Here is a 22,341-nt window from a genome sequence, read left to right on the forward strand (position 1 = left end):
TCAGGCGCCTGCCCACTCGGTCAGTGCGCGGTGGTTGGCCCGGTCCCTGTCCTCCGCGGCCGTCGCTGCCGCCTTGCGCAGCCGCAGCAGCACCGGGCGGGTCCACCCGCGGCGGGACGGCTCGGCGAGCCCGTCCTGCTCCAGCAGCGGGTCGAGCACGGTCGGCGGCGCGGTGACCCGCTCGACGACCAGACGGGCCGAGCCCAGCAGCGACACCCACGAGTCGACGCCGGGCACCAGCACCCCGGCGGCCCGGTCGTCGAGGTCGCCGCGCAGGGTGCCGACATGGTCGGCGAGCAGCATCCGGCCGCCGTCGATCAGTGCGGCGTCGATCCGGGCGAGCAGTTCCCGCTTGCGGCGTACGGTCACCAGCCGGCCCAGGGCGACCACCAGGTCGTAGGTGCCGGGCAGGGCCTCGTCGGGGCTCGCGGGTACGGAGTGGAGCACCGCCGTGCCCTGCTGCGCTGCGAGCGTGGCGAGTTGTTCGCCTCCGCCGCCGCCCACGTCGGCGATCGCGCCCACCGCGGCGAGGTTCTCCGGGGCCAGCAGCGCGGCCCAGGAGTCCCCGCCCGCCTCGGCTCCGCCCGGGGCGGAGTGCGGGGCGGCAGCGGTGGCGGGTATCCGGTCGGCCAGCAGTCCCAGCAGATGGCCCGCCAGGGCGCCCGCCGTCGCCTGGTCGAAGACCAGGGTCACCGGCAGTCGCAGGCCCGTCGCCTGGTCGAGCCGGTTGCGCAGCTCCACCGCGGTCAGCGAGTCGAATCCGAGCTCGGCGAATCCGCTGTCCGTCTCGATGTGTTCGGGCTCGAAGCCGGGCAGGACCGCCGCGACCTCCTGGGCGACCAGCGCCAGCAGCAGGGCCCGGCGCCGGTCCGGCGCGGCACCGGCGAGCTGCTCCAGCAGCGGTTCGGGGGCGCCGGGAGCACGGGCGTCGGCCGCAGCGGCTGAGGCGTCGGCCGCCGCCGCGGGGGCGCCGGTGTCCACCGCGTCGGTGCCGGACGCCAGGCCATCGACGCTCGGCGGCGGTGCCGTGCCCGAAGCCCCGGCGGCCCCGGGTGTTGCCGTACCGGCGGCGGGGGGTGCCTCGGGTCCGGCGGCCGGGACCGCGGTGTCCTGGCGGACCAGGCTGCGCAGCACCGGGTGCACGGGGGCGGCCCGCAGCGCGGCGAGGTCCAGCCGCATCGGCACGGCAAGCTCCGCCGGTCCGGCCACGGCCGCGTCGAACAGCGCCGCGCCCTCCTGGTCGGACAGCATCCGGAAGCCGCTGCGGACCATCATGGCGGTGGCCCGCTCGTCCTCCAGCAGGTCCCGGGTGAGGTCGCTGACGCTGGCCCACAGGCCGAACGCGACGGACAGCCCCGGCAGTCCGTCGGTGCGGCGGCGCCGGGCCAGCGCGTCCAGGAACGCGTTGGCGGCCGCGTAGGTGGACTGCCCCGGGTTGCCGAGCACCCCGGCGGCTCCGGAGAAGGTCACGAAGACGTCCGGGTCGGCCGCGCGGGTCAGCTCGTCCAGGACGACGGCCGCGTCCAGCTTGGCCCGCAGCACCGGCGCGAGCCGGGCGCGGGTCTGGCCGGCGAGCATGCCGTCGTCCAGCGCCCCGACCACCTGCACCACACCGGTGAGCGGGTGGTCGGCGGGAATCCCGGCCAGCACCCCGGCCACCTGGTCCCGGTCGGTCGCATCGCAGCGCGCCAGCCGGACCTCGGCCCCCAGCGCGGTGAGTTCGGCGGCCAGTTCGCGGGCGCCGGGCGCGGCGTCGCCGCGCCGGGAGGCGAGCACCAGGTGCCGCACGCCGTGCGCGGTGACCAGGTTCCGCGCGATCACCGAGCCCAGCGTGCCGGTGCCGCCCGCGACGAGCACGGTGCCGCCGGGCGCGAAGGTACGGGGGATGGTGAGCACGATCCGGCCGATGTGCCTGCCCCGGCTCATGGTGCGCATCGCGTCCCGGGCGCGGCGGACGTCGAGCACGGTGCGGGTCGGCGGCGGCAGCACGCCGCGCTCGAACAGCGGCAGCAGCGCGTCGAACATGGCGCCGATCCGCTCCGGTCCCGCCTCGACGAGGTCGAACGCCTGGTAGCGGACGCCCGGGTGGCTCGCCTCGACGTCCTCGGCGGGCCGGATGTCGGTCTTCCCCATCTCGACGAACCGCCCGCCGCGGGGCAGCAGTCGCAGCGAGGCGTCGATGTGCTCGCCGGTCAGCGAGTTGAGGACGACGTCCACGCCGCGGTTGCTGCTCTCGGCCGCGAACGCGGCGGCGTAGCCGGTGTCGCGCGAGGAGCGGATCAGCGAGGCGGGCACGCCCATGGCCCGCACCTCGGCGTGCTTGGCCGGCGCCGCCGTGGCGAACACGTCGGCGCCCAGATGGTCGGCGAGCCGCACCGCGGCGCTGCCCACCCCGCCCGCGGCGGCGTGCACCAGCACCGACTCGCCGGCCCGCAGTCCGGCCAGCTCGACCAGTCCGTAGTAGGCGGTCAGGTACGCCACGGGTGCGGAGGCGGCCTCCGCCCAGGTCCAGCCGGCCGGGATGTGCCGCACGGTCCGCGCGTCGGTCACGCAGACCGGTCCGATGCCGCCCGGCAGCAGGCCGAACACCCGGTCGCCGACGGCCAGTCCGGTGACGCCGGGGCCGACCTCGGTGACCACGCCGGCGCCCTCGGCGCCGAGCACCAGGTCGCCTGGGTACATGCCGAGCGCCCCCAGCACGTCGCGGAAGTTGAGCGCGGCGGCGCGGACGGCGACCCGTACCTGTCCGGCGGCGAGCGGACGGGCGGCGTCCGGCGCGTGGACCAGCGCCAGGTTCTCCAGGGTGCCGGGTGCCGTGGAATCCAGCCGCCAGGTCGGGGTGCGGGGCACGTCCAGGCCCGGGTCGTCGGCGGCCCGCACCAGCCGCGGCACCAGCACCCGGCCGCCGCGCAGCGCGAGGTGGAACTCGTCGGCGGCCAGCGCCGTCTCGATCGCCGCGGGAACGTCGGCGACCGGCGCGTGCCGGTCCAGCTCGACCAGCACGAGCCGGCGCTGGAACTCCGACTGCGCCGCCCGCAGCAGGCCCCAGGCGGGCGCGTTCGCCAGGTCGGGAACCGGCTCCCCCGGCTCGACGGCGATGGCGCCCCTGGTCAGCACGACCAGCCGGCGGCCGCGGTTGGCCGGGTCGGTCAGCCAGTCCCGGACGGTGTCCAGCAGCGCGCCGGTGGCCTCGTGCGCGGCGGGCACGAGCGCCTCGCCGGTCACCGGGAGGTCGCCGGGGCCCTGCAGCGACAGGACGGCGAATTCGCCACGTTCGGCGGTCCGGACCACCTGGCCGATGCCGTAGGGGTCGGGGCCGAGCAGCGACCAGGTGGCGGCGGACGGGCCGCCGCCCGCGGCCGGGGCCGCCGCCTGCGGCAGCGGTTCCCATTCGAGGGTGAGCAGCGCGTCCCGCGCCGGGTCGGGGCGCTCGCCGGTGGCCGAGCGCAGTACGAGGCAGTCGAGTTGTGCGACGGGCTTCCCGTCGCCGTCGGCGAGCTGCAGCGCGACACCGGAGCCGTCGACTCCGGTCAGCCGTGCGCGGGCCCGGCCTCCGGCCCCGGGGCTGTGGACCGACATCCCCGTCCAGGCGAACGGCAGCAGTCCGCCTCCGCCCTCCATCCAGGTGCCGAAGCCCATCGCGTGCAGCGCCGAGTCCAGGAGCGCCGGGTGTACGCCGTAGCGGCCCGCTTCGGCGGCTTCCGCGGGGGGCAGTTCGACCTCGGCGAACACCTCGGTACCGCGCGCCCACACCGCGCGCAGGCTCTGGAACGCCGGGCCGTAGGTGTACCCGGCGGCGTCCATGGCGGCGTAGTAGTCCGCGACGGGAAGCGGCTCGGCTCCCGGCGGCGGCCACTGGACCAGGTCGAAGTCCGGTGTGCCGCGCAGCGGGGCCAGCGTGCCGGTGGCGTGCCGGGACCACGGCCGGTTCGCGGCGGCGCCGGCGGGCCGCGAGGTCACCTCGACGGTGCGCGTGCCGTCCGCCGCCGGGGGCGCGAGCTCGAGCCGTACGGCGCTCTCCTGCCCACCCGTCAGGTCGAGCGGCGCGTGCAGGGTCAGCTCCGTGATCCGGGCGGTGTCCACGGTCTCGCCCGCGCGTCCGACCATGTCCACCAGGGCGGTGCCGGCCAGCAGCACCCGGCCGTTGACGAGATGGTCGCCGAGCCATGGCTGGGCCGCCTGGGAGACGCTGCCGGTGACGGTCAGCGTGCCGTCCGCGCCGGTGACCGCTGCGGCGAGATCGAGCAGCGGATGCCGGGAGGCGTCCCCCTGCGCGGCGACCGGTGCGGCAGCGGGGGCCGACGCGCCGGCCGGTGCGGGGGTTGACGCGCCGGCCGGTGCCGGGGACGGGGGCCGGGCGGCTGTCGTCCCGGCTCCGACCGGGACCGGGGGCGGGGACGGCGCCGGGGGCGGTACGGGTGCCGGAGCCGAGGGCGCGGGGCGTGCCGGAGCCGGGGCGGCGGCCGGCACTGCGGACGCGGCAGGCGCGGCCGGTGCGGCTGGAGCGGCGGCCGGGGGGTCGGTCCAGTAGCCGGTGGTGGCGAAGGGGTAGGTGGGCAGCCCGCCCAGCCGCAGCGGCGTGCCCTGCGGATACAGCGAACTCCAGGCGAGCATGCCGCCTTCGGCCCACACCCGGGCCAGCTCCGGCAGCGGCCTGCCCTTGGCGCGCTCGGCGCGGACGGCGGAGGCGGGGCGCTTGGCCTCTCCGGTCAGCACGGCGGCGGGGTCGCCCGCGCGCCACCGGTCCAGGGCGGCACAGATCTCCGCCACGTCCTCGGCCACCACGGCCAGCCGGAACCGCATCGGCTCCCGGCCGACCTGGCTGGTCCAGGCGACCCGCGCCAGGTCCAGGTCCGGGTTGCCGCGCAGGAAGCCGATCCAGTTCCCGACCGAGTCGGCGAGCTGCTGCGGGGTGCGGGCCGAGAGCACGAACAGGGCCGGCCCCGTGCTCCGCCGGACCTCGGTCTCGGGGGCCTCCTCGACGACGACGTGCGCGTTGGCACCGCCCGCACCGATCCCGGTGATCCCGGCCCGCCGCACCTGGGCCTGCCCGTGCACCTGCGGCGGGTGCCAGGGCACCGGCTGGTCCGACAGTTCGAAGGGCAGTTTGTCGCGGTCGATGGCGGGGTTGATCTCCTGGGGCAGCCGGGTGGGGGGCAGGGTGCGCTCGGTGAGCGCCAGCACCACCTTGGAGAGCTGCGCCATACCGGAGGACGCCTCGCCGTGGCCGATGTTGGGCTTGACCGAGCCGAGCCGGAAGCGGCCCGAGGCCCCCTCCCGGCCGCCGAACGCCTGGGTGACCGCGGTCATCTCGACCGCGTCGCCGATCTCGGTGCCGTTGACGGTGGTCTCCAGGTAGCTCACCGTGCCGCCGTCGACGCCCGCCCGCCGCAGCGCGGCGGTGATGACGTCGGCCTGCCGCTTGGGGCTGGGGCTGGTGAAGCCGACGGTGCGCCCGTTGTGGTTGACCGCGCTGCCGCGGACGACCGCGCGCACGTGGTCGTTGTCGCGCCGTGCGTCGGCCAACCGCTTGAGCACCACGACACCGACGCCTTCGCCGGGCACGATGCCGTTGCCGCCGATCCCGAAGGCCGGGCACTCCGGCCGGTTCGAGAGCATCTTCACGGCGCCCAACTCGGCGTAGGTGGAAGGGTGCAGATACAGGTTCACCCCGCCGACCAGGGCCATCGCGCACTCGCCGGAACGCAGGCTCTGCACGGCCTCGTGCAGCGCGACAAGCGCCGAGGAGCACGCGGTGTCCACCGGCTTGCTCGGTCCGCCGAGGTCGAGCTGGTAGGAGACGCGGTTGACCATGTCGCCGAACGAGGTGCGCGGCAGGTCGACGCCGCGGTCCGCGCCGAGCCGGTCGAAGCCCAGCTTGGAGGCGCCGGCGAACACCCCGGTAGCCCTGCGGACCTTGGCGTCGAGGGCATGCGGGCAGTACCCGGCGTCCTCCATCGCCTTCCAGCACTCCTGGAGGAAGATCCGCTGCTGGGGGTCGGTGTTCCGGGCCTCCTGCTCGGACATCCCGAAGAACTCGGCGTCGAACTGGTCGAAGTCCTCCAGGAACCCGCCCCACCTGGAGTGGCTCTTGCTGATGACCTCCATGCCCTGCGGGTCGGGGGTGTAGTACTGCCGCCAGTCCCAGCGCCGGGCCGGGATCTCGCCGATGGCGCTGCGGTTGGCGGTGACCAGGTCCCAGTAGCTGCGCAGGTCCGGCGCCCCGGGGAAGCGCACGCTCAGACCGACGATCGCGACGGGTTCCGCGGTGTCCGGTTCGGCCGGCCCGGCGTCCGCGGCGGGACGCGGCGCGGGGGCGGGACGCGGCGCGGGGGCGGGTCGCGCCTCCGCGGCCGGGGGTGCCGCGGCCGGGGGCGCGGCGGCCGGCGCGGCGGCGGGCGCGGCGGCGGCCGAGGCGGGAGCCGCCGCAGCCGGTGCGGGAGCCGCGGAAGCCGCCGGAGGCGCGGACGGAGGCACGTTGCTCGCGGCGGGCGCACCCCGCAGGGCGACCAGGACCGCCTCCGGCGCGTCGTCCTCGTCCACCCCGGGGGGCAGCGGATGGACACGGATCTCCTCGAACCCGGCCGCGGCCAGCGCGGCCCGCCAGGCGTCGGCCGAGAGCAGCGGCGCATGGGGCAACCGGGCCCGTGCCGCATCCGGCCGAGGCCACCAATCGGCGGTCAGCCCGAAGAGCATGATCGAGGGTTCGGGCGCCGAGACGGCCTCGGTCAGCACCAGCGCGCCCCCGGGACGGAGCAGCGCCGCGGCGTTGGCCAGGGCCGCGTCCGGGTCGGCGGCGGCGTGCAGCACGTTCGCGGCGAGCAGCACATCGGCGCCCCCGGCGGGCAGTTCCGGGGTCGCGGCGGCGACGGCGATGTCGTGGACGGTGAAGTCGGTGAAACCGTACGCGGAGCCGAAGCGCTGCCTGCCGTGCTCGACGAACCGGGTGGAGGGGTCGGTGTACGCGTAGCGCAGCCGGTCGCCGAAGGGCGCCAGCGCGGGCAGCGTCCGGGCGGCCGCCGCACCGCTGCCGGAGCCCAGTTCGACGACCGAGACGGCGCTCGCCGTCTCCAGCCGGGCGCGGGCCGCCTCGGCGGCCACGGCGGCGACGACCTCGCCGCTGTCCGGGGCGCCGCCCGGAGCGGCGCCGGACGGCTCGGCACCGGACGGCTCGGCACCGGCGCCGTCGGCGAAGAGCACCTCGCCGACGGGACGGCGCCCGGTCAGCACCTCCGGGTAGGCGTCCAGGCAGCGGCGCAGCAGCCGGACGGTCGGCTCCGCGGTGGGGAACTCGGCCACCAGCCCGGCGACCATGGCGTCCGACTCGGCGCGGGAGAGCTCGCGCAGCGGATAGGCGGCGACCAGCCGCTCGCCCTCCCGGCGCAGCGTGCCCGCCGTGACGAGGATGTCCAGCAGCGCCTCGAACAGCCGCCGGTGCTGGTCGACCACCCCGAGGGTCGCGGTCAGTTCGTCCGGCGTGCCCCCGTCGCCCGGCGCGGTGAAGGCGCCCATCCGCCGGAGGGCCCCGGCCAGCATCCGCCGGGCCAGCAGGGTCAGCGCGTCGGTGCCGCGCTGCACCGCGAGCCCGGCGCCGGGGTCGGCCCCGGCGAGCACGTTCCGGGCGGCGGTGTGCAGCCGCTGCGCGTGCTCGGCCGGACGCCGTCCCTGCTCAGTCGCCGCCGCAGTCGGGGGCGTTGCCGTCGTTTCCGTCGTCGGCTTACTCATCAACGGGTCACCGCCTCGGCGTAGGGGGTGGCCGCGGCGATCCGGGCGCGGTTGGCCGCGCGCCCGGCCGCCGGTCCGGCCGTGCTGTCCTTGCGCAGCCGCAGCAGCAGATACGCCGCCGTACCGCGCTCCAGCGGCACGGCCAGGTCGGTGTGGAACCGCCACCGGTCCTTGGCCCGGGGGTCGAGGCCGGCGGTGTGCTGGTCGACGTCGAAGTCGGCGAGGAAGTGCCCGACGCGGGCGCTCGCGTCGACCGCGTCGTCGAGCACGAACCCGGCGTCGGCGAGGTGGTCGGCCCACTGCTCCGGGGTCGGGAGCCGGATGCCCAGCCCCGGGTCGGTCCGCTCGCTGCCGACGGCCAGGAAGTCGGCCAGGAGCAGCCTGCCGCCTTCCGGCAGCACGGCGGCGATCCCGGCCAGGTACCCGGCCTTGTCGGCGGCCAGGTGGCTGCCCTCGAGACCCAGCGCCACCTCGTGCACGGTCGCGGGGTCGGTGTGCGCGACGGTGACCCTCGTGTCGAGGCCGTGCTCCTTGGCCGCCCGGGCCGCGGCCTCGGCCTGCGCCGGGTCGGCGGTGCGGATGTGCACCCGCAAGGCGCGGTGGCGGGCCGCGAGGCGCAGTCCGGCGGCGCCCTGTGCGCCCTCCAGGTCGAACAGGCCGCCGACCCGGTCGAGGTCTTCACCGCGGAGCAGTACGTCGAGCAGCTCGGCTTGGTGCTCGCGCACCAGTTGGGTGTCGTCGGGGTCGGCCTCCGGGTGGAGCAGCACCCGGCTGGCGGAGAACCCGATCTCGCGTGCCGGGAACGGCGCGGCCCAGGTCGGTTCGGCGGGCCACTCGGGTATCGGCTCGGCGGGCGGTGCCGGGGTGCCGGTCGCGGCCGGGGCGACGCCGGCCGGGGCGCCCGGAAGCGCGCTGCTGTCGGCCGGGAAGTCCGCCGCCAGGCTCTCGGCCACCTCGGCCACACAGCCGAACTCGAACAGCAACGTCCGCGACGCATCCGGAAACACCTCGGCGATCCGGTGATTCACCCGCGTACGCACCACCGAATCAATCCCGAACGCATCCCACGACCGCCACGGATCCACCTCCCCCACAGCAACCCCCGCCTCTTCCCCCACCACACCCGACAACCAACCCACCACATCGCCCCCACCAGAGGCCGCAACACCGACCGCAGCCCCCGACGGCACCACAGTCGATCCCACAGCCGGCTCCACACCGACCGCCCCGCCACCACCGGGAAGCTGCACTCCGGGAACCGGCTCCGCGCCCTGCAGGGCGGTCCGGCAGTCGGCGGGGAAGTCCGTGGTCAGGAGGTCGGCGACCTCGTCGATGGTGGGGAACTCGAACAGCAGGGTCCGGGACGCGGCCGGGAACCGCTGGGCGAGGTACTGGTTCACCCGGGTCCGGACCACCGAGTCCACGCCGAACGCGTCGAACCGCTCCCAGCGGTCGACGGCCGCCGGGTCGACGCCCACCTCGTCGGCGATCACCCGGGTCAGCCACAGTGCGACATCCTCACGCAGCCCACCGGGCCCGGCAGCGGCCTGCGGCCCGGTGTCCGCCGGCGCATTCGCCTCCACCGCGGGAGCGGCCGGAGCGGCGGGTCGGGCAGGCGCGGCGGGAACCGTCGCAGGTGCCGGGGCCGTCGGGGCCGACGGCTCGGCGGGAGCCACCGGAGCGGCAGCGGGAGCTGCCGTCGCGGCAGGTGCCGGGGCCGCGGGTGCTGCCGGGGCGGTCCGGGGCTCGGCGGTCGTCCGCGGGGCGGAGCCCGGCTGCCCGGCGGGCTGCGGGCGGGCGGCCGGGGCGGCGGCTCCGGCAGCCGGGCGGGGGGCCAGCCGGTCCCGGCCGTGGCGGTTGCGCGCGAACGGATACCCGGGAAGCGAGATGCGCCGCCCGTCGAGGGCGGGCCAGGAGACCTCCGCGCCCCGGCACCAGGCCGCGGCCAGCTCCGCCGGAGTGTCGTCGGCCGCACGGGGCGCCCCGGTGCGGGCCCGGCCCACGGCCGTGTCCGCGGTGGGGCGGCCCGCGGCGAGCGCCCGGAGCGCCGCCACCAGTTCGGGCACCGAACCGGCCACCACGACGGCCCGCTCGTCCAGCGCCGCGCGCCCCTGCTGGAGGGTCACCGCCACGTCGGCGAGCGTCGGCGGTGCCCACACCGGCTGCCGCTCGTCCGGCCGGGCGGCCGGGGCCAGCGAGGCGACCAGGCTGTCCACGGACGGCGACTCGTAGAGCGTGTCGACCGTGACCTGCCGGCCGGTCTGCCGGGTCAGCAGGTTGGCCAGTTGGGCGAGCTGGTGGGGCTCGGCGCCGTGGCTCTCCAGGTTCCGGTCGCCGCGCAGTCCGCCGGGGTCGATTCCCAGCAGGTCGGCGATGAGCCGGCGGAGGGTGTCCTGGCCGCTCTCCGCGCCTGTCGTGCAGACCTGTTCGAGATGGTCGGCCAGTTCCCCGGCCAGTGTGCCGAGCCGCTCGGCGTCGCGGGCCGAGAGCGGCACCGCCACCGGGCCCGGGGCGCGGTCCCCGGCCGCCGGACGCGGCGCGGGCTGGTACTCCTCCACCACCAGGTGCGCGTTGGTGCCGCTGTGGCCCATGGAGTTGACCGCCGCGAGCCGCGGTGCGCCCGGGGTCGCGGGCCACGGCCTGCCGACGGCGTCGATGGTGATGCCCGAACCGTCCAGCTTGATCATCGGGTTCAGGGTGCGGAAGGTGGGCATACCGGGGAAGCGCTCGTTGCGCATGCTCAGCAGCACCTTCACCAGGCCGATCGCGCCCGCGGCCGCGCCGGTGTGGCCGACGTTCGCCTTGGCGCTGCCGAGCACGCACCCGTCCGGGTTCGGCTGCTGCCTGCTGAACGCGCGGGCCAGCGCTCCGGCCTCGACCGGGTCGCCGAGCACGGTGCCGGTGCCGTGCGCCTCGACGTAGCCGACCCGGGAGGTGTCGATGCCGTGCCGCCGGTACACCGTCTCGACCAGCTTCTCCTGGGCCGGTCCGTTCGGCGCGGTGAGGCCGTTGCTGGCGCCGTCGTGGTTGACGCCGGTGGCCCGGATGACGCCGCGGATGTCGTCGCCGGCCGCCTCGGCGTCGGCGAGCCGCTTGAGCACCAGCACCGCCACCCCCTCGGCGAACACGGTGCCGTTGGCGGAGTTGTCGAAGGTGCGGCACTCCCCGGACGGCGAGAGCACCCCCATGTCCGCGAGCAGGTTCAGCGAACTCTGGTCCAGGCCCACGTTCGCGCCGGCAGCCAGCGCGATCCCGCAGTCGCCGGCCAGCAGGCTGCGGCAGGCCATGTGGATGGCGACGACGGACGAGGAGCAGGCGGTGTTGACGACCAGCGCCGGGCCGTGCCAGTCGAGGAAGTAGGACAGCCGGGCCGCGACCAGCGCGTCGGAGGCGCCGGTGAACGACTCGTGCAGATAGCCGGCGGGCTCGGCGCCCACGAACATCCCGGTGTCGGAGCCGTACAGCGAGAACGGGTCGATGCCCGCGTCCTCGACGGCGTGCCACGCCTCCTGCAGCAGCAGCCGCTGGTGCAGGTTCATGGAGTCGGCCTCGCGCGGGTCGATCCCGAAGAACTCCGGGTCGAAGCAGTCCCGGTCGGCGATCACACCGCCCCAGCGGTAGCCCCGGGCGCCCTCGCCGAGGATCTCGGTGGGCAGTTCGCCGACGCTCTTGCGCCCCGCGGCCAGGTTCTCCCAGAACGTGCGGACGTCGTCGGCCCCGGGGAACCGGCCCGCCATCCCGACCACCGCGATGTCCAGTGCGGAGGTCGGGGCGGGCGGCGGCTCCGCTGCGGCGGCCTGGCCGGCGGTGAGGTAGCGATCCACGACGGATCGGAACTCGGTACTCGTCATCGCTGCCCTCCGGAGGCGTTGTCGACAAGATCGGTGAGATGGTCGGTCAACCGGTCGATGGTGGTGTGGTCGTAGAGGAGTGCCGCGTCCAGTTCGAGGCCCAGCTCCTCGCCGAGCTCGGAGACGAAGGACATCCCGGTGATCGAGTCGACGCCGAGTTCCGCGAACGCGCGGCGGGACGACAGCTCTTCGGGCGGCACGCGCAGTGCCCGGGCGAGCCGCTGAGTGGTCAGCGACCTGATCCGGTCCCGGTCGGCCCCTTGCGCGGGCGGCTCCTGCTCCCGGCCCTGCCCCTCGCCTGCGGCCGTCGGCCCCGGCTCGGCGGACTCCGGCGGCGTCCGCGGAGGCAGGGGCTCGGGAGCGGGTCCGGGCTCGGGCACGGGTGCGGGTGCAGGCTCCGGCACGGGTGCGGCTGCGGTTGCAGGCTCCGGCACGGGCTCGGTTGCGGGTTCCGCGGATCGCGCGGACTCCGCGGGCCCGGTCTCCGCAGGCCGGGGCGCCCCGGCCTGCGCGGATCCCGGTCCGCGCGCCGGTGCTGCGCCGCCGGGGCGCAGGCCGACGGTCTGGGTGGCGCCGCCCGAGGTCAGCAGCCGCACTGCCGCGTCGAAGCAGGCCGCGCCCTCCTCGTCGCTGAGGAAGCCGACCCCGGGGTGCTCGGCGGCCGCCTCGCCGAACGAGGAGGCCCAGGCGCCCCAGTTGAGCACCCCGACCGGGAACGGCGCGGCCACGGCGATGGCCCGCGCGAACGCGTCCGCGAACGTGATGCCCGCCGCGTACGCCGGGTGCGTTCCGGCGCCGCCGAACGCGAACGCCTGCGCCGAGGAGAAGAAGCACAGGAAGTCCAGCGGCTCGTCCACCAGCGCGCCCGCCACATGCACGGCGCCCCGGGCCTTCACCTCGTAGTGGTGGCGGAACTCGGCGTCGTCGAGCGCGGTCACCTCCCGGGCCTGCTCGGTGATGGTCGAAGCGCCCGCGAACACGACGCCGTGCAGGGCGCCCAGTGTCTCCTTGGCCTCGGCGACCGCGGCCCGCACCTGCTCGGGGTCCGTCACGTCGGCGCGCAGGTACGCGGGGGCGCGGTCCCCGGCGGTCGCGGCGTCGAGCGCCGCGCGGACCCCCGCGTCGTCCCCTTGCCTGCGGCCCACCCAGGCGACCCGGGCTCCGTAGTGCTCGTGCAGGTGCCGGGTGACGGCCTGGCCGACCACCCCCGCACCGCCGATCACCAGGTACGCACCGCCCGTCCGCAGCCCCGGCTCGCCACCGGGCGGCTCGACCTCGTCGAACCGCTGCCGGTAGCGCCTGCCCTCGCGCAGCAGCGTCAGTTCGCCCGCCGGGCTGGCCGGTTCGGCGATCAGCGCAGCGGCCAGCCCGGGCAGATCGGTCTCCTGCGCGGAGACGTCGACGTTGCGCACCGCGTAGCGGCGGCGCTGCTGGGCCAGGAAGTAGGCGAGCCCGGTCAGCCCGGCGCCGGTGGCGTTGGCCGCGCGGCCGTCCGTGCCGTGGGTGTCGTGGGTGGTCAGATGGCAGTCGATCCGCTCGCCGCCGTTCTGCTCGGACAGGGCCCGCAGCAGCCGCAGGGCGAGCAGTTGGACGTCCGCGTCGACCCGGGCGTGCGGGTCCTCGGCGCCGACGACGAAATGCACCCGGTCCACCGGGCCGACGTCGGCGAGGACTGTGCGGAAGGCGGCGGGGTCGCCGGGCGAAACCGTGCGCAGCGAACCCGTGCCGACCGTGCTCGCACCCGTCGTCACCGGCACCACGGTGGCCCCGGAGGCGCGGTGGTGGGCGCCGATGGCCTCGGCCAGGGCGCCGGCCCCGGACTCGACGACCAGTACCCGGCCCCCGACGGCGGCCGGTTCGGGTGCCGGTGAGCGGACTGCCCAGCTCGGCACCCGCAGCATCCCCCGGGACGGCGCGGTGAGCGCGGCACCCGCGCCGTCCGCTGCCCGCCCCTGCCCCTGCCCCTGCCCACGTCCACGTCCACGGCCCCGTTCCGTCTCCTGCGGCTGCCCGGCGAAGCCGGGTACGGCCTCCTCCGGGGAACCCGCGTCCGCGGCGGGCCGGTCGGCGCCGGGGACCGGCACACTGCGGCCGTCGGCGCCGTGCCCACCGTTGCCGTGCCCACCGTCGCGGCCGTCGGTCCCCGGACCTCCGGGGCGGTCCGGTGCGGGCGCGGCGGAGTGGTCGGTGAACCAGTAGCGGTCCTGCGCGAAGGGGTAGCCGGGCAGGCTGACCCGGCGGCCGCGGGCGGCTCCCGGCCGGTCCGTCCAGTCGACGGCGGCGCCCTCCACCCATCGTTCGGCGAGCGGGCGCAGCGCCGCCTCCGTGCCGTGCACCCGCACCGCGTCGTCGGCGAGGAAGTCGCCGAGGGCCCGGACGAGTCCGGCCAGGTCGGGCACGGCGAACGCGGCCCGCTCGGCCAGCTCCACCCGGCCGTGCTGCAGGGTGTGGGCCACATCGGCGAGCGCGAGGTCCCCGGCGCCCGCCGGCACCAGGGCGGCGGCCTCGGCGACGGTGTGCCCGGCGGTGAGCCGGGGCGGCCGGCCCGAGGGCAGCAGCTCGGCCAGCGACCGGGCGACCTGGGTGACCTCGGCGGCCGTGATGCCGTACTCGTGCCACGGCTGCCGGGGGTCGAGGTCGGCCGGGTCGGTGCCCAGCACCCGGGCGAGCCGGGCGGTGACCTCGCGGGCCGCGTCGGCGGCGCCGCCGCGCAGCCGGTCCAGCAGCCGCGCGGCGACCGCCCGCAGCGCCGGCACCGTGCGGGCCGACAGCGGCACCACCACGGGCCCCGGGGCCGCGGTGGCCGCCGCGGCCTCCGGCGGGCCGGTGTACTCCTCCAGCACCACGTGCGCGTTGGCGCCGGTCGCGCCGAACGAGCTGACCCCGGCGCGGCGCGGCCCGCCGTCGGGCACCGTCCACTCCTCGGCGGCGTACTGGATGCGGAACGGGGAACTGTCCAGCTCCAGCAGCGGATTGGCCGGGTCGGCGTGCAGTGTCGGTGCCAGCGTGCGGTGGTGGAGCTGCAGCACCGCCTTGGTGAGCCCGGAGATGCCCGCGGCGCCCTCCGCGTGGCCGATGTTGGACTTCACCGAACCCAGCGCGCACGACTCGGGCTTCGCCGCGTCCCCGAAGGCGGTCGCCAGGGCGCGCAGTTCGATCGGGTCGCCGAGTGAGGTGCCGGTGCCGTGGGCCTCCAGCACCCCGATGGTGGCCGGGTCGGTGTCCGCGTCCGCCAGGGCCTCGGTGAGCACCGCGGCCTGCGCGGGCGGGCTGGGCACACTGAACCCGCCTGCGGCGCCGCCGTGGTTGACGGCGCTGCCGCGGACGACCGCGTAGATGTGGTCGCCGTCGCGTTCGGCCGCCGAGAGCGGTTTGAGGACGACGGCGCCCACTCCCTCGGCGGAGACGTAGCCGTCGCCCCCCTCGCCGAAGGAGCGGCAGCGGCCGTCGGTGGAGTGCATGTTGACCAGCCCGTAGCCGACGTACTTGGCCGGGTGCAGGGACAGGTTCACGCCGCCGGCCACCGCCACCGCGCACTCGCCGTCCCGCAGACTGCGCACGGCCATGTGCACGGCGGTCAGCGAGGAGGAGCAGAGGGTGTCCACGGCGACGCTGGGACCGTGGAAGTCGCAGAAGAACGACACCCGGTTGGCGATCTGGCCCTGGCTCAGCCCCAGCGGCACCGGATCGCCGCCGCGTGCGGCGTGCTCGACGCCCAGCAGCGGATAGTCCTTGTGCATCACCCCGGCGAACACTCCGCCGCGGCGGCGGCCGCCGGGACCGGTCGGCGGGCACAGCGACTGCGGGGTGTGCCCGGCGTCCTCGATCGCCGCCCAGCAGGTCTGCAGGAACAGCCGCTCCTGCGGGTCCAGCACGGCGGCCTCGGCCGCGGAGATGCGGAACAGCGCCGCGTCGAAGGCGTCCACGTCCTCCAGGAAGCCGCCCCAGGAGGAGAGCGGACGGCCGGAGGCGCTGCGCAGGTGGGCGAACTCGCGGTGGTCCCAGCGGTCGCCCGGCACCTCGACGACGCTGTCCACACCGCCGAGCAGGTTGGTCCAGAACCCGTCGAGGTCGGCCGCGCCCGGGTAGCGCCCCGCCATGCCGATCACGGCCACCGGCTCGGCCCGGTGCGGCGCGGCGGTGGATCCGGCGGGGGGTACGGCAGCCCGCCGCGGGGCGGCAGCCGCCGGCTCCGGTGCCGGGCCCACCGGCGTCCCGGTCGACTCCACACGGCGCCGGTCCAGGGCGGGCCGGGGCAGCGGGGTGCGGCTGCCGCGGTCCCCCCTCCAGGCGGCCATGACCACGTGCGCGTTGGTGCCGCCGTCGCCGAAGCTGTTGAGCGCGGCGACCCGCGGCCCCGGCCACGGCGCCTGTTCGCGGTCGAAGCGGAACGGCGAGGCGGCGAGATCGAAGTGCTCGGGCGGCTGCTGTCCGCTCAGGTACGGCACCCGCCGCCCGCGCTCCAGCATCAGCGCGACCTTGATGAATCCGGCGATGCCCTCGGCGCACTGGGGGTGGCCGATGTTGGGCTTGACCGAGCCCAGCGCGCACTCGGCCGCGGATCCGGAGCGGTACACCTCCCGGACGGCCTTGAGCTCGATCAGGTCGGTCACCGGCGAGCCCGAGGCGTTGGCCTCCAGATAGCCGATCTCCTCGGGGCGGTGGCCGCTGGCGGCCAGGGCGCGGGAGAGGACCTGCTGCTGGGTCGCCAGGTTCGGGGTGGCCGGACCGGCGGTGCGACCGTCGTTGTTGACGGCGATCCCCTTGACGACGGCCATGATCCGGTCGCCGTCCGCGCGGGCCGCGGCCAGGGGCTTCACCACCACGACGCCCGCGCCCTCGGCGGGTACGAACCCTCCGGCGCGCCGGTCGAAGGCGTGGAACTCCGGTTCGGCGGTGAGCAGCCCGCGCTGCTCGAACACCTGGTGTGCGGCGGCCCCTTCGATGAGGGTGACGCCGCCGACCACCGCCGCCTCGGCCTCCCCGGCGCGCAGCGCCTGCGCGGCCAGGTTCAGCGCCACCAGCGCCGACGAGCACGCGGTGTCCACCACCACGCTGGGTCCGCGCAGGTCGAAGTGGCGGGAGATGTTGGCCGCCAGGTAGTTCTGCCCCAGCACCACCGGGTTCCGGCTGGCCAGCACCGTCTCTCGGGCGGGCAGCCGCGCGGTGCGGCCGCCGATGTAGACGCCGATCTCCCGGCCCCTGAGCTCCTCGGCGCGGTATCCGGCCGCGCACCAGGCGAACAGCGTCTCCTCCAGGAGCAGCAGGGACTGCGGATCCATGGCCGCCGCGTCCGCGTCGCCGATCCGGAAGTAGCCGGGGTCCAGTTCGCGGTCGGCGTCGGCCAGCAGTCCCGCGTGGAAGCCGCCGCCCTCGCCGGGCCAGCGGTCCTCGGGCACCCGGGCGATGGCCGACCGGCCCTCGGCCAGCAGCCGCCAGTACGCCTCGGGGTCGGACGCGCCGGGGAACCGGCAGGACAGCCCGATCACCGCCAGGTCGCCGTCCCGTGTCCCGTCCTCCGCGGCCGGGCCGCCGGGGGTGTCCGAGCGCTCGGCGGCCACCGGGGTTCCGCTCCCCGGCACGACGGGCTGCTGCTCGCCGTCCCGGACGGGGTCCGGGGCCCCGCCCCCAGGCCCGGAGACGGGTGCCGGAGCGGGCGCGGCGGTCGCCTCCGACGCGACGGTCGCCCCGGACGCGGCCGGGCCGAACGCGGTGCGTGCGGTCTCCGGGTGGTGCTCCGTCAGCCAGGTGGCGAACTCGCTCGCGGTCGGGTGCTCGATCAGCACGGAGGGGTCCAGTTCGACGCCGAGCCGCGTGGAGGCGGTGCGGGTGAGCTCGACCAGCGTGATCGAGTCCGTGCCGTAGTCGTGGACCGGTGTGTCGGGGTCGAGCCGGTCGCGGTCGAACTCCAGCTGCTCGGCGATCAGATCGAGCAGCCATCCGGCGGCGGCGGACCGGTCGGGTCCGCCCGGCTGCCCGGCCTCGGCGGTGCGGGCGGTCGCGGACGCCGGGTGCGGTGCGGCCGCGGCCGGCACCGCGGACTGCGCCTGCGCCCCGGCGGCCCCGGTGGACCCGGCGGTGCCGGGCTCCTTTCCGGGCACCGTGCCCAGGTGGTCGAGCGGACGGTCGTCGGCCGGGACCACGGGCAGTACCACCGGTCCCGTACCGCCGGAGACCACCAGGTCGAGCACCCGCAGACCGTCCTGCGCGGGCAGCGGTGCCAGTCCGGCGGCCCGGTAGGCGGGCCCGGTGCCCGCCGCGCCCATGCCGACCCCGTCCCAGCTGGGCCACTGCACGCTGACCACCGGCACCGCCGCGCCCCTCCGGGCGAGGTCGTCGAGGTGGGTGTTGGCCATGGCGTAGTCGCTCTGGCCCACGGCCAGCGCGGGCAGCGCGGAGGCCACCGAGGAGAACAGCACGACGAACCGGACCGGCTGCCCGGCGACCGCGTCCAGCACCGCCTCGGCGCCCTCGGCCTTGGGCGCCAGCACCCGGCGCGCGCTCTCCGGGGTCTTGCGGGCGAAGGAGAGGGTGTCCTCGTCCACCGTGCCGGCGGCGTGCAGCACACCGCCGACCGGGCCGCTCTCGCGCAGCAGCGCGGCCAGCGCCGCCTCGGCGCCCGGTTCGCCCAGCGCCACGGCGGCGGTCCGGATCCGGGCACCGGTCGCGGCGAGGTCGAGCAGCCCGCGCAGTTTGCGGCCGAGCGCGTCGTCCTGCCGGGCCCGCTCGGCCCACCGGGCCCGGTCCGGGAGTTCCTCGCGGCCGACCAGCAGCAGGTCGCGCACGCCCCAGGCGGTCACCGCGTGCCGGGCGGCGGCCAGGCCCACGCCCCGGGTGCCGCCGGTCACCAGCAGCACCTCGTCCCGGCCGAAGACCGGTGTCGCCGGGGTACCGGGCGCAGTGTGCTCGCGCAGCACCGGGGACTGCCGGTCGCCGCCGCGGTACCGCACCCGGCCCGGCCCCTCGGCGGCCGTCAGTTCGGCCGACACGCGGGCGGCTGCTGCCGCTTCCGGTTCGGCCGGGTCGAGGTCGAGGTGGGTGGCGCGCAGCCGGCGCAGCTCGTGCCCGAGCATGCTGTACAGCCCAGCCACCCGGGAGGTGTGCGGGCCGGACCTGCCGGGGCCGCGGGTGACGCCGAGCACGCGGCGCGCACCGGCGCAGGCGCGCTGCAGCCACGGCAGCCAGGTCTCCAGGTGGTCGCCCTCCGGGGCGCAGCCGGTCAGGTCGACGACGGTGTCCGCAGCGGGCTCGGCGCCGGCGAGCCCGGCCACGTCCAGCGCGGTCACGTCCAGCGCGGTGGCGCCGGGCAGTTCCCGCAGCAGGTGGTCGGCCAGCCCCGCGGTGCCGGGAGCGGTCAGTACGACGGTCCGGCCCGCATCGGCGGCGGCCGGGCCGGGCGCCGGTACGGGTGCGGGCTGCCAGTCCTCGGTCAGCAGCCGCACCGGGGAGTCCTCGGCCGCCCCCGCCCTCGCCACGACGACCTCGGCGAACGCCTCGTCGCGCGCCGTGGGCCGGGCGATGCCGCCGAACCCGTGCTCGTGCAGCAGCCGCTGCCAGCCGTCCGCGGTCAGCAGCGGCGCGCCCGGGATGCGCAGCTCCTCGTCGTGGTAGAGCCACCATCCGTCGAGGAGTCCGAAGGTCAGGGTGAGCAGCGCGGACTTGCGGGTCACCTCGTTGATCACCAGCAGTCCGCCGGGCCGCAGCGCCCCGGCCAGATTGGCGGCGACGGTGCGCAGGTCGCCCGTGGCGTGCAGCACGTTCGAGGCGACGACGACGTCGAACCGGCCGCCCGCCAGCTTCTCCCCCGCGCCCGGCTCCGCCACGTTCCAGCGGCCGTAGCGCAGATAGTCGCGGCCGGGGCCGAACCGGTCCTCGGCCTTGCTCAGGAACGCCGGGGACAGGTCGGTGAACCAGTACTCGGCCGGTCCGCCGACGGCGTCCAGTTCGGGCAGCACGACCGCGGTGGTCCCGCCCGTCCCGGCGCCGATCTCGGCGATCCGCACCGGGTCCGCGCTGTCCCGGACGAACGCGGCGACGGTCTCGGCGACGGTCCGGTTCAGTCCGTCGGCGATGGCGTTGCCCTGGTAGGCGGCCGTCATCCGGTCCAGCGAACCGCCGGGGAAGAGGATCTCGGTGACCGGCCGGGCCCCGGTGAGGACGGCGGGCAGTTCGGCGACGCAGTCCTCGACGAGCGCGAGCTGCGCCTGCCAGTACGGGTCGGCTGCCAGCCGGGATCGCAGGTGGGCCCACTCCGGGTCGGCCGCCGGCTCGGCGGCGCGGCGGCCGGCGTCCCGCAGGGCGACCGGGTCGGCGTCGTCGGTGAATCCGGCGGCCGCCAGCAGCCGCAGCGCCTCCTCCAGCCACCGGTGGTACTTCTCGACCACCGCGTACCGGGCGGCCAGCCCGGCCCTGGGCTCGGGCCCGTCCGCGAACAGGCCGAGTTCCCGCAGCTTCACCAGTACTTCGCGGGCCACCCACCGGTCGGCGTCGTCGGGCGTCAGCCCGTCCGCCCAGTCCGGGGCCGCGGAGCCGGACGCCGTCGGTGCGCCGGTGCCGGACGCCGTCGGTGCGCCGGTGCCGGACGCCGTCGGTGCGCCGGCGGCGTCCGCCACCGGTGCGTCGGCCGCTTCCGCGGCGGGTGTGCGGGATGCTGCCCCGTCGAACACATGCGGGTAGCGGGGCGCGAGGTGTGCCGCGAGGGCGCGGACGGTCGTGTACTCGAACAGCAGGGTCGGCGACTGGCTCTCACCGACGAGTTCCCCGACAGCGGCGACGAGTTCGAGGACCTGCGCCGACTCGATGCCGAGATCGAAGTATCCGGACCGGACATCGAGGGACTCGGGCTCGCGGCCCAGCCGGGCCGCGAACACCCCGCGCAGCAGCGCCTCGTCGGCGCTCGCGGACGCGGGCGCGTCCGGCGCCGCGCCGGACGCGGGGCGCCGGTCCGCACGGTCGACCAGCTTGCTGGACAGCCCGCTGATCTCGGCGACCTGGCGGCCGAGCGTGTCGAAGAGCTGCACGTCGAGGGTGACCAGCTCCGGACCGCGGCGCACGGCGGCGGTGTCGATCCGGGCGAAGCAGCGCGCGGGCAGCGGTCCGGCGGCGCGGAACGCGGCCACGTGCACCGGCAGATAGGGTCCGGGCCCGTCGGTCATCAGCAGGCCCGGTGCCACGGCGCTCGCCAGCAGCAGCGCCGGGTCGAAGTCGGGAACCCGGTCCCGCCCCGCCACGCGGGGCGCGACGAGCTCGGCGACCAGCGCACCCGGGCACTCCCAGACCTCGCCCTCGGCCCGCGCGGCACCGGTGTAGACCTGGCCCGCTCCCTCGTCGGCGGCATAGACCTCGGCCAGCGGCAGCCGCCGGGTCGCCGCCGCCCGCGCCGCCGGCACGTCGAGCGTCCCGGCGAGGGCCGCCGTCTCCGCGGCCAGTTCGGCCGTGGCGTAGCCGCCGGTCCCGTCGGCGACGGTGACGCTCCAGCTGCGGCCGTCCCCTCCGGGGACGCCCTCGACGGTCAGCCGCACCGGGCGCGCGTCGGTGACCTCCAGCGGGCGCAGCGCCGTCAGGTCGGACATCCGCAGCGTGCCCGCGGGGTAGCCGTGCGCGGCGAACACCTCGTGGATGAGGTCCACGTATCCGAGCGCGGGCATCAGCGCCCGGCCGTCGACGCGGTGCCCGGCGATGCAGGGCGTGTCCATGGACAGCACGGTCTCGCCGCGCAGCACCCCGCCGGTCCGGCCGTCCTCCGCGGCGGGGGCCCCTGCGGCCCCGCCGGAGACGGACCCGTCCGCGGGCGGCGCGAAGTCCGTCGGCACGACCGGGGCCGGTCCGGCCGACGGACTGACGGACGTCGTCGGACCGGACACGATCCGCGCGGATACCGCGGAGCGGGGCTGCGCGGCCGCGGTGTCCGTCGTCCCGGGCTCAGCGGACGCGGCGTCCGCGGGTCCAGCGGTGTGCCGCGGGCCCGCCAGGTCCTCGGCGGCCTCCGGCAGCCAGCAGCGGTCCCGCTCGAAGGGATAGCCCGGCAGCGGGACCGGTGCGGGCGGACTGGCGCCCCAGGTGGCCCGCCAGTCCACCGCGGCGCCGAGCACCCAGGCGGCGGGGTCGGTCTCGGCCGCGCGCTTGCGGTCCGCGACGCCCGCGGACAGCGGGTGCGAGCCGTCGAGGTGGCCGCGCAGGGCTCGCACCAGCGCGGCGGTGTCGGTGAACTCGGCGGTCAGCCGGTGCGGCAGGTGCTCCCGGCCGACCTGCAGCGTGTACGCCAGCGCCGCCGGGTCGGTCCCGCGGCCGGTCCCGTCCAGGAAGTCGGCCAGCCTGCGCGCGGACTCGGTGAGCCGCTCCGCGCTCCGGGCCGAGAGCACCGCCCGGTACGGCGGGCGCTGCACGGGTGCGGGGCGCTCGGCCGGCACGTACTCCTGGAGGACGAGGTGGGCGTTGCTGCCGCCCGCGCCGAACGCGCTGACACCGGCGAGCCGGGGCAGGTCCCGGCCGTCCGGGCCGGTGCGCGCCGGCCAGGCTGCCGGCTCGCGCTGCACCCGGAACGGGGTGCCGGCGAAGTCGATGTCGGGGTTCGGCGGGTCGGAGTGCAGCGAGGGCACCAGGGTGCGGTGCCGGAGCTGGAGCAGCACCTTGGTCACGGCGGCGATACCGGCGGCCGACTCGGCGTGCCCGATGTTGGATTTGACCGAGCCGATCGGGACGGTACGCGCCGCTGCCGCGGCGTCGTCGGCGAAGGCCCGGGACAGCCCGTTGATCTCGATCGGGT

General features: G+C 76.8%; 3 protein-coding genes (1 of these 3 cut by a window edge). All 3 read right to left on the bottom strand.

All coding sequences use genetic code 11. The features are described 5' to 3' along the window. Tightly spaced (each overlapping or abutting the next), the 3 genes in view from ACFYNS_RS09745 to ACFYNS_RS09755 form a layout consistent with a single transcriptional unit that may run on beyond the window. Positions 1-7,725, bottom strand: a complete 7,725-nt coding sequence (locus ACFYNS_RS09745) for an SDR family NAD(P)-dependent oxidoreductase (RefSeq protein ID WP_388601911.1) — start codon at positions 7,723-7,725, stop codon at positions 1-3. Beyond that, positions 7,725-11,576: a beta-ketoacyl synthase N-terminal-like domain-containing protein gene (locus ACFYNS_RS09750; RefSeq protein WP_388601914.1), complete on the bottom strand. Its 3,852-nt coding sequence runs from the start codon at positions 11,574-11,576 to the stop codon at positions 7,725-7,727. The genes ACFYNS_RS09745 and ACFYNS_RS09750 overlap by 1 nt, the downstream gene beginning before the upstream one ends. Next, on the bottom strand, positions 11,573-22,341 hold the 3' end of the coding sequence (locus tag ACFYNS_RS09755; RefSeq protein ID WP_388601916.1) for an amino acid adenylation domain-containing protein. It continues 14,383 nt past the right edge of the window; the window shows 10,769 of its 25,152 coding nt (coding positions 14,384-25,152); its start codon lies beyond the right edge, outside the window; the stop codon is at positions 11,573-11,575. Before ACFYNS_RS09755 ends, ACFYNS_RS09750 begins: the two co-directional genes overlap by 4 nt.

The sequence above is a fragment of the Streptomyces sp. NPDC006925 genome (assembly GCF_042869575.1).
GTDB lineage: Bacteria > Actinomycetota > Actinomycetes > Streptomycetales > Streptomycetaceae > Streptomyces.

Coding starts and splice junctions, on each gene's coding strand:
- ACFYNS_RS09750 (WP_388601914.1), bottom strand. CDS start 11,576: ATGACGAGTACCGAGTTCCGATCCGTCGTGGATCGCTACCTCACCGCC.
- ACFYNS_RS09745 (WP_388601911.1), bottom strand. CDS start 7,725: ATGAGTAAGCCGACGACGGAAACGACGGCAACGCCCCCGACTGCGGCG.